Raw genomic sequence first — 13,222 nt, 5'->3', positions numbered from 1 at the left:
CCCGCGCGGGGGCGGCCCCCGGCCGCCCCCCCCGGGCGGGGAGCGGGGGGGGGGGGGGGGGGGGGGGTGGGCCATGGCTAGTCTCCCCGCATGAGCAGTGCGACCTGCTCGCTCATGATGCCGCCGTTGCCGGTCACGAACGCGGTATGGCAGTCGGTCACCTGCGCGTCGCCGGCCCGGCCCATGATCTGGCGTGCGCCGTCGACCACGTGATGCATGCCGCCGGCCATCCCGGCCTGGCCGAAGGACAGCTGGCCGCCCGCCGTGTTAATCGGAAAGTCGCCGCGAAAGGTCAGGTCGTGCTCGGTAATCCAGGCCATGCCATCGCCTTTCGCACAGAATCCGGCGTCTTCCAGGCTCATCAGCACCGTGATGGTGTAGCAGTCGTAGATCGACGCGACGTCCACATCGGACCGGTTCAGCCCGGCCATCGCGAAGGCCCGGTCGGCCGCGCGTGCGATCGGGGTGGACAGCAGGTCCTCGGCATAGGTGGGGGTCTTGAAGGCGATGTGTTCGCCGAAGCCCTTGATCCACACCGGGCGGTGGCGGCCGCGGCGCGCGATGTCGGCGTTGGCGATCAGCACGCCCACTCCCCCGTGCACCCGCATCACCGTTTCCAGCATGTGAATGGGGTCGGCGATCATCGGGCTGTCCAGCACGTCGCCGACCGTGATGGGGGTGCCGTGAAACACCGCGCCGGGGTGCGCGCACGCGTTGGTGCGCTGATCGACGGCGATCTTGGCGACCGCGGCGGGGTCGTAACCGAATTCCGCCGCGTAGCGTTGAGCAATCTGCGCGTAGGGCGCATTCTGGCCCACGTTGCCGTAGGGGATCTCGAATTCGGCTTGCGGCGAGCCGTAGTTGTTCGACGACGCACCATACCAATTCGGTTCGGGGGCGGGTCGTCGCGCGGACTGAGGCGCCGACGCCGATCCGGGCACGACGGCGAGCGCGGCGTCGCAGATGCCGAGTTCGACGGCCGCCGCCGCCCGCCAGATCATTCCGGCGGCGGTGGCCCCGCCGAGATCGACCCGCTCACCGAAATCCAATGCCAGACCGAGGTATTCGCACAGGGTGGCCGGCGCGAACATCGACGACTCAGCGACGCCGTGGGTCAGCAGGCCGTTGATGCAGCGGGGATCGACTCCGGCGTCCTCGATCACCATCTTGGCCAGCACCGCGTACTGGTCGAGGGTGAACAGCGGCGTGCGGGTGGGACGCCGTTCGGCGGCCAACTCGGCGATGCCGACGATGGCCGCCTCGCCACGCAGTCCGGTCACGGCCGGGCTCCGCGCCTCGGCAGCTCGACGGTCGCCGTCCCCGGCGTCAGGATCGTGGCGTCGCGGCGGCCGGCGATGACGAGATCGACCAGCCCGGTTCCCTTGTCGCTGAGCCGTTTACCGGTGACCTCACCACCGAAGCTGAGCGACTCACCGGGATACGCGACCGCCCGGTTCTGAACCGAGAACGACACCAGTCGCCCGCGCCCGCCGATCCAGTCGCCGAGCGCGCGGGCCAGCAGCGCCGCCTGAAGCGGACCGTGAACCAGGACGTTGTCGTAGCCTTCGGTGCCGCGCGCCCACTCTTTGTCGTAGTGAATCCGATGGCCGTTGTACGTGGCGGCGGAAAAGAAGAACATCTGGGTTTCGTCGACGGTGACGGTCAGCGTGGGAAGGTGCTGGCCGACGACGATGTCGTCGTAAAAGACCTGTTTTTCGGCCATGGAATTCCTAGGGTCGGGCGATCATCGACGTCGATGCCTCGGCCACCAGCTCGCGCTGCTGGTTGCGGTACACCGTGTGCCAGGTAACCAACACGAATCTGCCGGAGCGGCCCTCCTTTTCGATGATTGATTCTATGGTTCTGATCATTTCGATTTCGTCGCGGTGATACGCCGGCAGGTGAAACGTGAAGCTCTCCCCGCCGGCCATCCGCTTGGGGGCTCGGGGAAACGCCAAACCGCCCGAGACCGCGCCGGACGATCCGTCGGGACGCAGCGAATCCAGCGGCGATACGCCGAGGATCGCGTACTGCAAAAACAGTGGAGGGCAGATGATGTCGCGATATCCATTGGCCCTGGCGTAATCCGGGTCGAAATACAGTGGGTTGTGGTCAGCGACCGCCGCCGCCCAGCGTTGCCAATCGCGCCGGTTCACCTCGCCGGCCGCCGACGCGGCTACGGTGCCGACGCGCGACGCCGATTCCGCGTCGATCAAACTGTCCTCGCTCAACGGCGCTCCCCTTCGTCTGTCTCGTCGTGCATGCTCTGTTCAAGCCAGCCGGCGGCGACGTCGGCTCCGCCGCCGAAAGTGGAACCGAGCCTTGCCCGCTCGCTCCACAGGTGCAGGTCGGTCTCGGTGACATACCCCATGCCGCCGTGCAGTTGGTGGGCGTCCAGCGTGATCAGCCGTGCCGCGGTGGCCGCGTGCATGCGTGCGATGGCCGTCTCCCTGGTCGCGACGCGGCCGCGGCCAAGCCAGAACACCGCCGCGTGCGCGGCCAAACGCGCGGCCGACACGGCGATGTGCATGTTGGCGATCAGATGCTGGGCGGCCTGGAACGACGCAATGGGCCGGCCGAATTGGTGACGCAGTTTGGTGTAGTCGACGGTGCGGTCCAGCACCGCCTGTCCGACGCCCACCAGATCGAGTGAGCCCAGCGCCACGGCGGTGTTGGCCAGCCGGCGCAGCGCCGGTGCGGTAATCCCGTCGAGCGCCGCGTCGGTCCGCACGTCGTCGAAGCGCACGGTGAATGCGCGGACGCCGCCGGCCATGTCGAGCGGTTCGACGCCGACACCACCGGCCCGGACGTCGACGACGAAGACCAGCGTGCGCTCGGCGGCCGCGGCGGACACCACCAGGACATCGACGGCGTCGGCATCGAGGACGTACTCCGCGGTTCCGTTGAGCCGCCACCGTTTTGCGTCGGGATCGGCGCGCAGCACGGGGGTGATGACGGCGGCGTCGCGCGCGTTGTGCAGCGCGGTGGTGCCCCGCACAGTGCCGGAGGCCAGCGGCGGCAGCCAGCGCGCCTTGAGCTCCGGGGAGCCGAGCTGGTCGAGGGCCAGCGTGGCCTGAACGCTGCTGTGCACCGTCGTCGGGCACAGCGCACGGCCGGCCTCGGTGTAGAAGAAGGCCAGGTCGTCGAGGGAGCCGCCGGCCCCGCCATACTCCTCGCCGATGGCGAGGCCGAAGACGCCCGCGTCGGCCAGCGCCTTCCACAGCGCCGGCGTGCTGCGGTCCGCCCCTGGTTCGCCGAGCGCGCGCACCAGGCTGATCGGGTTCTCGGCGGCCAGCAGCGCGCGCAACGCCAAGGCGAACTCGCGCTGTTCGGCGGTGGGGATCGTCTTCATAGGTGCTGTGTGAGGCCTGAAGTCAGCGTCCGTAGGACGGCATCGCGTGCCCGCGTTGGGCGATGATGTCGCGCAGCACCTCGTTGGTGCCGCCGCCGAAGCGCATAAGCGGGGCGGCCCGGTAGAGCCGCTCGAATTTACCGGCCAGCGGGGCCTGCCGGCTGCGATGCGCCAACAGGCCATCCGGGCCGAGGAGGTCGAGCGCCAGGTCAGCGATGCGCTGGCGCAGCTCGCTGGTGAACACCTTCTCGACGCTCACTTCGACGGTGGGGATGACGCCGCTGTCGAGGATGGACGCCGCCTCGTAGCCCATCAGGGTGGCCACCGCGACGTCGGCCTCCGCCTGCACCAGCCGGCGGCGCAGCGACGGATCGTCAGCGGGCACGGTGCCGTCTCGGCGCGGGCGGCGGGCGAGCTCGCGCAACTCCTCGACCGCGCGACGCAAGTCGCCGGCGTTGGTCAGCGCGCCGCGTTCGAGATCGAGCGCACCGGTGATGTACGTCCAGCCGCGATTGACCTCGCCGACCAGATTGGTGGCCGGCACTCGCACGTCACGGAATCCCACCTCGTTGGTGCGATACCCCGACCACGCGTAGAGCGCGCGGATTTCGACGCCCGGGCTGTCGATCGGCACGATGATGACCGAAATGCCCCGATGCCGGGCGCGGCTGGGATCGGTGCGGACGCAGAGCCATTCGTGCGTCGCGCGCTGGGCGCCGCTGTTCCAGATCTTGGTGCCGTTGATCACCCATTCGTCGCCGTCACGGGTGGCGCTGGTCCGCAGGCCGGCGAGGTCGGTCCCCGCCTCGGGCTCCGAATAGCCGACGGCGCAGATCATTTCGCCGCGGGCGATCGGGGGCAGCCATTCGGTCTTGTTGCGCTCGGTGCCGTGCCGCATGATCATCGGCGCGACCGACGTCACCGTCAGGTCCGGACCGGGCACGCCCCAATATTCGAATTCACTCATCAGCAGGTGCGGGTGCATCGCGCCGAGCCCCAGACCGCCGTACTCGCGCGGCCAGTTCAGCCCGAACCAGCCCCGCTCGCCGATCTTGCGGCGAAACCGGACCACCTCTCCCCGGGGATATTCCAGGTCGTGCTCGGCGAGCTCGGCCCGCAATTGCGGGGTCACGTTCTCGCGCAGGAATTCGCGAATCTCGGTGAGCCAGGCGCGCTGCCCCGCGTCGAGTTCGAAATCCATTCCGGCGCCTATGCCCTTCTGCCAGCCTTACACCAAGCAGCGCCAGCGTAACGCCGCGGCGGGAATGCGCCCGGGATTTCGCCGTAGCGTTACGCTCGGCGGTCCCCGACGGGTCGACGGCCCGGCTGTAAACACGCTGTCAAACTCCCGTTAAAACACATATCCGCTCTCGCGGATATGTGGACGGGCTGCGAAGATTTTCAGATCGACTGGTCGACGCGGACCAGGCACGCTGCCCAGTTCGGCCTGAGGGAGAAGTCATGCCCACTGTTGAGATGCGCCTCCGCGAAGATCTGCGCAACTACGCCGTCGAATTGCGGCAACTCGCGTACACGCTGCCGCTGGGCGTGGGCGAGCACGGGCTGCTGCAATTGTCCGACCGCATGCGTGCCGCGGCCGACCAAATGGTCCGCAAGGGCGCCTGACCGGCGCGCTCAGCCGCCGCGGAGGCGGATCTTCCACCGCACGAATCCCAGGTACACGGCGCTGATCGCGAACAGCATGCCGACGTCGAACCACCACGTCGCCGGGGTGTGCCGCCAATGCGAATCCTTCGGGGTCAGCGGGCCGGGCACCAGCTTGGTCAGGTCGGCGGTCGACGCCGATGCCGCGAATCCCCACCGCGCCGGCGTGGCCCACGACATCTGGTCGAGCCCGACACGCGCGGTGACCGGAATCATCCCGCCGGAGAACACCAGCTGCGACATGACCGCCACCACCAGCAGCGGCATGATCTGCTCGTTGGACTTGGCGACGGCCGACAGTGCCAGCCCCAGCATCGCCGACGCCACACATGTCAGCGCGACGTCGGCGAACAGCTCGAGACCCGGTTTGACCAGCGCCACGGCACCCTGGGTCGGGGCGCCCTTGCCGAGCACCGCGATGATGCTGACGATCGCGGACTGGACGATCGCGAAGACGGTGTAGACGCAGACCTTGGCCAACAGGTAGGCCGACGTGGACAGCCCGACCGCCTGTTCCCGCAGGAAGATGGCGCGCTCACCGATCAGGTCGCGGATGGTCAGGGCGGTACCCATGAACACCGCGCCGACGTTGAGCAGCACCAGGATTTGGCCGGGCTCGTTGGGGGCGGCGCCCATCGGGTTCGGTATGCCGAAGCCGACATCGCCGGGCACCGACATCGACAACGACCCCATGATGAACGGCAGCAGCGCGAGGAAGACGAAATAGCCGCGGTCTGACACGATCAGCCGCATCTGGCGGCGGGCGATGGTGGAGAACTGCCGGACCAGGCTGGTGTGTGCGGGATCGCCCAGCTCGGCGGGTTTCTCCGCGGGCGGCGGGGCCGGTGGCGGGCCCGTGCGGGCCAGGTAGCGCGCGCGGGAGCCGTCGGGGTCGCTGGCTACGGTGCTGAAGATGTCGGCCCAGTTGGTGGTGCCCATGGCGGCACCGATCTGGCTAGGCGGCCCGCAGAACGCCGTCTTGCCGCCGGGGGCCAGCAGCAGCACCTGATCGCAGACGTCCAGGTAGGTCAGGGAGTGGGTGACCACCAGCACGACGCGCCCGGCGTCGGCCAGCTGCCGCAGCATGGTCATCACCTGGCGGTCCAGCGCCGGGTCCAGGCCTGACGTCGGCTCGTCGAGGATCAGCAGCGAGGGCCCGGTGAGCAACTCCAGTGCCACCGAGGCGCGCTTGCGCTGACCGCCGGAGAGCTTGTCCACCCGGGTGTGCAGATGCTGGGTCATCTCGAGCTCTTCGAGCACCCGGGCCACCACCTGGGCGCGGTCGTCCTTCGTGGTGTCCGGTGGCAGCCGCAGTTCGGCCGCGTACATCAGCGCCTGCTGCACGGTCAGCTGGCCGTGCACCACGTCGTCCTGCGGCACCATGCCGATCCTGCTGCGCAACGAGGCGTACTCGGCATGGATGTTGTGGCCCTCGAACGACACGGTCCCCGTCGTCGGGTGTGTGTACCCGGCGACCAAACGGGCGAACGTCGACTTGCCGGCGCCGGAAGGTCCGATGATGGCGGTCAGCGTGCCGGGCAGGGCGGTCACCGAGATGTTGTCCAGCAGCGTTTTGTTGTTCTCGATCGTCCAGGTCACCCCGCGCACATCGAGGCCCCCGCTGCGCGTCGCGGTGGCGGTCTGGTCGCGGCGGGCCAGGTCGCCGCCGTGGAAGACCAGGTCGATGTTGCCGATGGTCACCACGTCGCCGTCGTGCAGTACGGCCGAATCGACCCGAACGCCGTTGACGAAGGTGCCGTTGATGCTGCGGTTGTCGTGGATTTCGGTGCCGGTGGGCGTCGGAACGAGGGTGGCGTGGTGGCGCGATGCCAGCACCTCGGGGATGACGATGTCGTTGTCGTTGGCGCGCCCGATCTTGATGGCGCCCGGCGCGTCCGGCGCGGCCTTGCCCGGCCGCAGAATCTTCATCATCGACGTCGCGATGACCGACGGGTCGCCACCGACGCGTCCCGTATGGGGTGCGGCCGGGGCCGCGCTCGTCGGCGGCACCGCGTGCGCCGACGGCGACCGGTAAATCTGCGGCGCCGGCTGAGATCCGCTCGGCGGGGGGCTGGGTAGACCGCTGGTCGGGTATCGGGGCTGCGGCTCGGATGGATAGCTCGGCGTGGCTGCGCCGGCCGGCTGGCTCGGCTGCGCGGTGGTGGGCGGATGGACGGGGTGCCGGAACGAGGCGGACGCCGGCTGCTGGGGCTGGCCCGGGTGCTGCGTGCCGAATGCCTGGCTCTGTGGCGCCCGTGCCAGCGGTGCGTCGGGGTCGCTGACTATCGGTATCGACGTCGTCAGCGGGGGCCGCCCGGCCGAGCCCTGATGGCGGCCGACCTCGAAGGTGAGCGCCGGGCCGTCCGGATTGCCGACGTTGACCCGCAGCCCGTCCTGGATGTCGACGACCGGGACGCGCCGATTGTGAACATAGAGACCGTTGAGGCTGCCATTGTCGACGGCGACCCATCGGCCCTGGTCATAGCGCACGATGAGGTGGGTACGAGAGATCAGGGGGTGGGCGACCCGCAGGTCGGCGCGAAGGTCACGCCCGATCACTACATCGTTGCCCGGCGCGAAGGTGCGTTCTGATCCCTCGTACCGCACGGTCAGCGCAGGCGGGGCTGGTGAAGTCATCAGGACCAACTGTAACGGCAGCGGCGCGGCTTGTGCGCGGCGTTGTTTGTCAGGCTTTGCCCCACAGCACCGCCGACGGGCGCCAGCGGCGGACGACCAACCCGACCGCCGGAGTGAAAGAACCGGCCGAATATCGAACCCGCTTGTCGCCCAGCTACTTTAGTTGCTTCAACCGGCCACGGCGGCATTGCGCAGCCTGCGCATGCTCGGGGCCTTGGCGCGAGCGCCGGTGACGTCCTTGACAAAATTACCCAAGTATTTGATGGCCCGTCTGCCCTCGGGCAATACGTCTGCGGCCAGCGGGAAGTCGTGAATCTGACCCTCCCACAGGTGGAGGTCGCAGTGGATCCCACTGGCCTCCAAGCGCTTCGCCATCAGCTCGGCGTCCGCCAGCAGCAACTCGTCCGAGCTGGCCTGAATCATGACCGGCGGTAACGAGGACAGATCGGCGTCCACCGGGGAGGCAACCGTGGAGTCGCCCTGGCCTTCCACCACCTGTGCGTTATCGAGGAATTGCGCGAACCGCGAGAACGCCCGGCGGGTGAACATCGAACACTTTCGCGCGTTGCGGTGCTTGAGTTTTCGCACCGGATCCGTGTCGGTGAACGGCGAGACGGTCGCGACTCCGGCCGGCTCCGTGATGCCTTCCTGGATCGCCAAGAGCGTGGTCATGAACGCCAGGTATCCGCCGGCGGAGTCGCCGGCCACGACGATCTGGTCGCCGTCGTAGCCACGATCCAGCAACCAGCGCAGGCCGCTGATGCCGTCGTCGATGGCGTCGGTGATCTGATGTGCCGGCAGCTTCCGGTACGCGACGGTGAGCACGGCCGCATCGGCAGCCTTCGACAAGCGAGTCACCATGGAGCGGTGGGTGTTGAGGCCACAGGTCAGGAACGCGCCGCCGTGCAAATACAGGATCACCCGGTCCCCCGATACGCCGGGAGCGCGAACCCATTCGGCGGCGCAATGGTCCAGCCGCACCCGATCGATGTTCGCTTTCGACCCGAATTGCGGGACCAGCCCCACGACACCATCGACGTATTCGAAAGGCCAGTGCAGGTTCGGCGCCACGGCCCACGCGCGGACGGTGTTCTTCACGATCAGCCGACTGGCGAGCCCAACGGCAACCGACTGCGGACTATGGCGATGATGGACGCGCCGCGTGATCGCCACACTCGGCAAGATATGCGTCGGTTCGGCCGTGTTCACCATTGCTGTCACCTCCTTGAGTGGAGGGCGGATACCCGCCCCGCTGGCGGCTAACTGCAAATTAACGCGCGGGAAATGTTGCGTACATCACGTTTTCCCGGTGCAGGGTTGGGTATCACTCGCTCATCTCTCTCGAGGCTGCCGCGCGGGTGGGAACAGACCGGCTTCGGTGTTGCCGAGGCCCCCGGTTGGCCCTATATATGAGCGATGGCACACGCTAAGCCTCCCGTTTCGCTGCTCACCGACCGGGTGGCCGTCGTTACGGGCGGTGCTGGGGGTATCGGCGCGGCGACCGCGCGGTTGTTCGCCGAACACGGTGCCGACGTGGTCATCGCCGATATCGACGCCGACCTCGCCCGCGCGACGGCCACCGCGATCACCGAATCCGGTGGGTCGGCCTCGGCCGTCATTGCTGACGTCAGAGACCCCGGCCAGGTCGCCCGCTTGGCGCGAACGGTGCTCGATGAATGTGGCCGGGTCGACGTGCTGGTCAACAACGCGGGCCATTGGTTGCGCCACCCCGGAAATTTCGTCGACACCTGTCCGCAGCTGTGGGACGAGCTGTACCGGATCAACCTGCACCACGTCTTCCTTGTGACGCAGGCGTTTCTGCCGGCCATGGCCGAGCGGCACACGGGTGCGATCGTGAACGTCTCGTCGATCGAGGGGATACGGGGCTATCCGGAGGACCCGGTGTACGCCGCCTTCAAATCCGCGGTCAACGCGTTCACTCGCAGCCTCGCGGTCCAAGTGGGCAACGACGGGGTCCGGGTCAACGCCGTCGCGCCCGATGTCACCGAATCCCTGCAAGTGCCCTATTCGCAATGGCTTTCGGCCGACGAACAGATGCAATGGCCGCAATGGGTCCCGGTCGGTCGGATGGGCCTACCGGAGGATCAGGCCAGGGTCATCCTGTTCTTGGCCTCGGATCTCTCGGGGTTCGTCACCGGCCACATCATCCCCACCGACGGCGGCACCGGTGCTGCCGGCGGATGGTTCCGGTCCACGCGCCGCGCCGACCGCCAGTGGACGAATCGGCCCCTCTCCCCCTGATCGACCGGGAAAGGCGCTGTGGGACTGCGTGTATCGATTCACGCCCGTGCAGCACGCTCGCTCCCCTTGCTGCCCAACCTGTGAATTCCCGAAACGTGGCCGACGAGTTGCCCTCGCCACTGTCCTTCCGCTGCCCTACTGCCGGCGCTGTCACCCAATGCGCCTACGCTGGGCTAATCGGCGGCGGCGCGAGGAGTCGTGACGGTGGAGATCTGGGAACTGATCGCGCGCGAGCGAATCCGGGACACCCTGGCGCGCTATAACTGGTCGGGTGACGCGGGGCGACTCGACGGCCTCGCGGAGACTTTCTGTGCAGACGGCATCCTCGAGATACGCGGTTCGCGGCGGCTCTGCGGACGTCCCGAGATCGCGGCTTTCCTGAGCGGCGTCACCGGAAAGATCCCCGTAAAAGCGGGCGTGAAACCGATTGTGCGCCATAACATCGCGAACGTGTTGTTCGCCGAGGTGGCGCCCGACCAGGCCCGGGTCGACTCCTACTTCACCGTGGTCACCCATATCGGGCTCGACCACTGCGGCCGCTACCGCGACATCCTGGTACCCGAGGCTGACACCTGGCTGATCAAGCACCGCAAGGTCTCGACCGACTGGGCGGCGCCAGACTCGTCGATGGCTCGCCAGCCCTCCGAGTGATCACGGCTGTTGCGACGCACCGAATCTATTGTCCGCGTTGACATTCAACGTTCTGCCGCCTGCTCGACCGCCACGGGTCAGCCTGTGCGTCATCGGCAATGCCGACCCCGGCACCCGGGCGACTGCGAGTGACGATCTCGTTAAAGGTACCTGCGCAATGTTTGCCGAAACAGCCTCAACGGCTACAGACAAGAGTCACACGAAAAGATTGCGGCTGCCCTGCTGGTATGTCCCCTCAGGAGCGCCGGGGTGACCGCCGGTCACTGTGACCAGCGGTCATGGCCGCACAGAAGAGACGAGCAAGCATGCAACGACTCAGCGGGTTGGACGCGTTCTTTCTATACCTGGAATCGCCGACGCAGCCTTTGAATATTTGCTGCGTCCTGGAAATGGACCCCACCACCATGCCCGGGGGTTACACGTTCGATCGCTTCCAAGAGGCGCTGTCGGTGCGCGTGGACGCCGTGCCCGAATTCCGCCTCAAGCTGGCCGACAGCGAATTGAACTTCGACCATCCGGTCTGGGTGGACGACGATCGGTTCGATCTTTCTCGTCACCTTCACCGCGTCGCCCTGCCCTCGCCCGGCGGGCCGAAAGAATTAGCGGACGTCTGCGGCCATATCGCCGGGCTTGCGCTCGATCGGGATCGTCCGCTGTGGGAAATGTGGGTGGTCGAAGGCCGGCACGGCCCAGACGCGCTGTCCGTCGTCCTCAAGGTCCACCACGCCGTGGTCGACGGCGTGGGCGGAGCCAACCTGCTCGCGCAGTTGTGCAGCGCTGTGCCTGACGCCAAGCCGCCGGAACCGGCCGAGCGCACCGGCGCGGCGAATCCGCTGCAGATCGCCGCCAGTGGGCTGATCGGCGCCGCGCTGCGGCCGTGGCGCCTGACCAAAGTCGTGCAGTCAACGGCGCTGACCCTGGCGCAAACGGTGGTGCGTGCGCGCGGCGGTGGGCAGACGATGGCGGCTCCGTTCGCCGCACCCCAGACGGCGTTCAACGGTCAGTTCACCCGGCGCCGTAACGTCGCGCTGACCAGCGTGGAACTCGAGGACGTGAAAACCGTCAAGCGCAGGTTCGGGGTAACGGTCAACGACGTCGTGACGGCGATGTGCGCGGGGGCGCTGCGGCGGTACTTCCATGACCGCGACGCGCTCCCAGACCTCCCACTGGTCGCCAGCGTGCCCGTATCCGTCCGCGACCAATCGGCCCGGGCGGGCCGCAACCAGATGACCTGGATGCTGTGCCGGCTCGAAACTCACATCGAAGATCCCGTGGAACGGCTGGCGAGCATCGCCGCCGGAAACGCCGCGGCCAAGGAGCACTCGGCGGCGCTGGGCCCCACCCTGCTACACGATTGGACACAGGTGGCCGGACAGACGATGTTCGGGGCGGCCAGGAAACTGCTGCCGCGCATGCCCCTGCCCGACAAGCCGCCACACAATCTGGTGATGTCCAACGTGGCCGGCCCACAAGAACAGCTGTACTTCCTGGGGTGCCGACTCGACACCATGTATCCGCTCGGGCCCATCATTGCCGGCGCCGCGCTCAACATCACCGTGATGTCGCTCAACGGCCGACTGGGAGTGGGCATCGTCTCCTGCCCCGACCTCGTTGCGGACTTGTGGGACCTTGCCGATGCGTTCCCCGCCGCACTCAAAGAACTGTTGAATTGTGCCGAGGCCGCCCACGGCCCGCTCTGAGCGGCCCGGTCAGCGGAACCCGGTCCACCTTCGCCGCGACGGCATGGCAGGGTGACATCCGTGGCTGACACTTCCGAACCGACGACTATCACAGCGCAAGATCTGCATGAAATCGGCACTGAAAAGGGCGCTTTGCGTTATTACGACAGCGGCGGCCCGGAGTCCACGCCGGTGCTGCTTTTCCTGCACGGGTCCGGTCCCGGTGTCACGGGCTGGCGCAACTTCCGCGGCGTGTTGCCCGCCTTCGCCGCCCACTATCGGTGCCTGATCCTCGAATTCCCCGGTTTCGGGGTCAGCGACGACTTCGGCGGCCATCCGATGGTCACCGCGTTCGGCACGGTGACGCCTTTCCTGGACGCGCTGGGCGTCGACAAGGTCCACATCGTCGGCAACTCGATGGGCGGCGGCGTCGGGATCAACTTCGCAACCCACAATCCGGGGCGTGTCGATCGGTTGGTGACCATCGGCGGCATCGGTACCAACATCTTCAGTCCCAGTCCCAGCGAAGGCATTCGGCTGCTTCAGGAGTTCGTCGAGGACCCCACGCGGCAGCGCCTAGTCGACTGGCTCAAATCGATGGTCTACGACCAGGCGCTGGTCACCGAACAGCTGATCGAGGAACGCTGGCAGCTGGCCACCGACCCGGAAACGCTTGCCGCGGCGCGACGTATGTACGGCAAGGCGGCATTCGCCGGCATGAACGCCGCGATGAACGCCTCCGACCGGCCGCCGCCCTGGGCCACCATGCACAAGCTCACCGCTCCCACACTGCTGACGTGGGGCCGCGACGACAGGGTGAGCCCGCCGGACATGGCGCTGATCCCGATGCGCACCATCCCCAATGCGGAGCTGCACATCTTCCCAAACTCGGGACACTGGGCGATGATCGAGGCCAAGGAAGCGTTCGAAAGCACCGTTCTGGCGTTCCTGTCGCGCGGTTGAGGCAGCGGCGATT

Annotated in this window: 12 protein-coding genes; 5 read left to right on the top strand and 7 right to left on the bottom strand. The window is 67.6% G+C overall.

Annotated elements, in window-relative coordinates:
* Positions 1-77: 77 nt before the first annotated feature.
* From A5753_RS11670 to A5753_RS11650, 5 genes are read right to left on the bottom strand one after another with little or no spacing between them, the layout of a single operon-like run.
* On the bottom strand, positions 78-1,280 hold the full coding sequence (locus A5753_RS11670; RefSeq protein ID WP_067127465.1) for a thiolase family protein: 1,203 nt from the start codon (positions 1,278-1,280) through the stop codon (positions 78-80).
* On the bottom strand, positions 1,277-1,723 hold the full coding sequence (locus A5753_RS11665) for a MaoC/PaaZ C-terminal domain-containing protein (RefSeq protein ID WP_067127462.1): 447 nt from the start codon (positions 1,721-1,723) through the stop codon (positions 1,277-1,279). The genes A5753_RS11670 and A5753_RS11665 overlap by 4 nt, the downstream gene beginning before the upstream one ends.
* A 7-nt stretch (positions 1,724-1,730) precedes the next feature.
* Positions 1,731-2,231 carry a MaoC family dehydratase N-terminal domain-containing protein gene (locus A5753_RS11660; protein ID WP_067127459.1) on the bottom strand — a complete coding sequence of 167 codons (501 nt, stop codon included), beginning with the start codon at positions 2,229-2,231 and terminating at the stop codon, positions 1,731-1,733.
* Positions 2,228-3,352, bottom strand: coding sequence for an acyl-CoA dehydrogenase family protein (locus A5753_RS11655; protein WP_067127456.1), 1,125 nt, complete (start codon positions 3,350-3,352; stop codon positions 2,228-2,230). The genes A5753_RS11660 and A5753_RS11655 overlap by 4 nt, the downstream gene beginning before the upstream one ends.
* Before the next feature lie 22 nt (positions 3,353-3,374).
* Entirely contained in the window at positions 3,375-4,553 is a 1,179-nt protein-coding gene (locus tag A5753_RS11650; RefSeq protein WP_067127454.1) for an acyl-CoA dehydrogenase family protein, read from the bottom strand.
* 260 nt (positions 4,554-4,813) lie between these two features.
* On the opposite strand from A5753_RS11650, the gene A5753_RS24560 reads away from it, so the two are divergent.
* Positions 4,814-4,978, top strand: coding sequence for a hypothetical protein (locus A5753_RS24560; protein WP_165821806.1), 165 nt, complete (start codon positions 4,814-4,816; stop codon positions 4,976-4,978).
* A gap of 9 nt (positions 4,979-4,987) precedes the next feature.
* Here A5753_RS24560 and A5753_RS11645 read toward each other — a convergent pair whose 3' ends face one another.
* Both A5753_RS11645 and A5753_RS11640 read right to left on the bottom strand, forming a co-directional pair.
* Positions 4,988-7,654 (bottom strand): ATP-binding cassette domain-containing protein, encoded by a 2,667-nt coding sequence (locus A5753_RS11645; protein WP_082971282.1) that lies wholly within the window; start codon positions 7,652-7,654, stop codon positions 4,988-4,990.
* A gap of 168 nt (positions 7,655-7,822) precedes the next feature.
* The gene (locus tag A5753_RS11640; RefSeq protein WP_082971281.1) at positions 7,823-8,866 is read right to left on the bottom strand and encodes an alpha/beta hydrolase; all 1,044 of its coding nucleotides are present in this window, start codon (positions 8,864-8,866) and stop codon (positions 7,823-7,825) included.
* Positions 8,867-9,070: 204 nt separating this feature from the next.
* Between A5753_RS11640 and A5753_RS11635 the strand changes: the two genes are divergently transcribed.
* From A5753_RS11635 to A5753_RS11620, 4 genes are all read left to right on the top strand, one after another.
* Positions 9,071-9,916, top strand: a complete 846-nt coding sequence (locus A5753_RS11635; protein ID WP_067127449.1) for an SDR family NAD(P)-dependent oxidoreductase — start codon at positions 9,071-9,073, stop codon at positions 9,914-9,916.
* A 204-nt stretch (positions 9,917-10,120) separates the two neighbouring features.
* Positions 10,121-10,567 (top strand): nuclear transport factor 2 family protein, encoded by a 447-nt coding sequence (locus tag A5753_RS11630; RefSeq protein WP_067127483.1) that lies wholly within the window; start codon positions 10,121-10,123, stop codon positions 10,565-10,567.
* A gap of 305 nt (positions 10,568-10,872) precedes the next feature.
* Positions 10,873-12,267 (top strand): wax ester/triacylglycerol synthase family O-acyltransferase, encoded by a 1,395-nt coding sequence (locus A5753_RS11625; RefSeq protein WP_067127447.1) that lies wholly within the window; start codon positions 10,873-10,875, stop codon positions 12,265-12,267.
* Between the two features lie 60 nt (positions 12,268-12,327).
* Positions 12,328-13,209, top strand: coding sequence for an alpha/beta fold hydrolase (locus tag A5753_RS11620; RefSeq protein WP_067127445.1), 882 nt, complete (start codon positions 12,328-12,330; stop codon positions 13,207-13,209).
* The last annotated feature ends 13 nt before the right edge of the window (positions 13,210-13,222 follow it).

Origin of the sequence: Mycobacterium sp. 852002-51971_SCH5477799-a (genome assembly GCF_001667145.1) — a bacterium.
Taxonomy (GTDB): Bacteria; Actinomycetota; Actinomycetes; order Mycobacteriales; family Mycobacteriaceae; genus Mycobacterium.
This window is presented reverse-complemented; position numbering and strand designations above follow the sequence as displayed.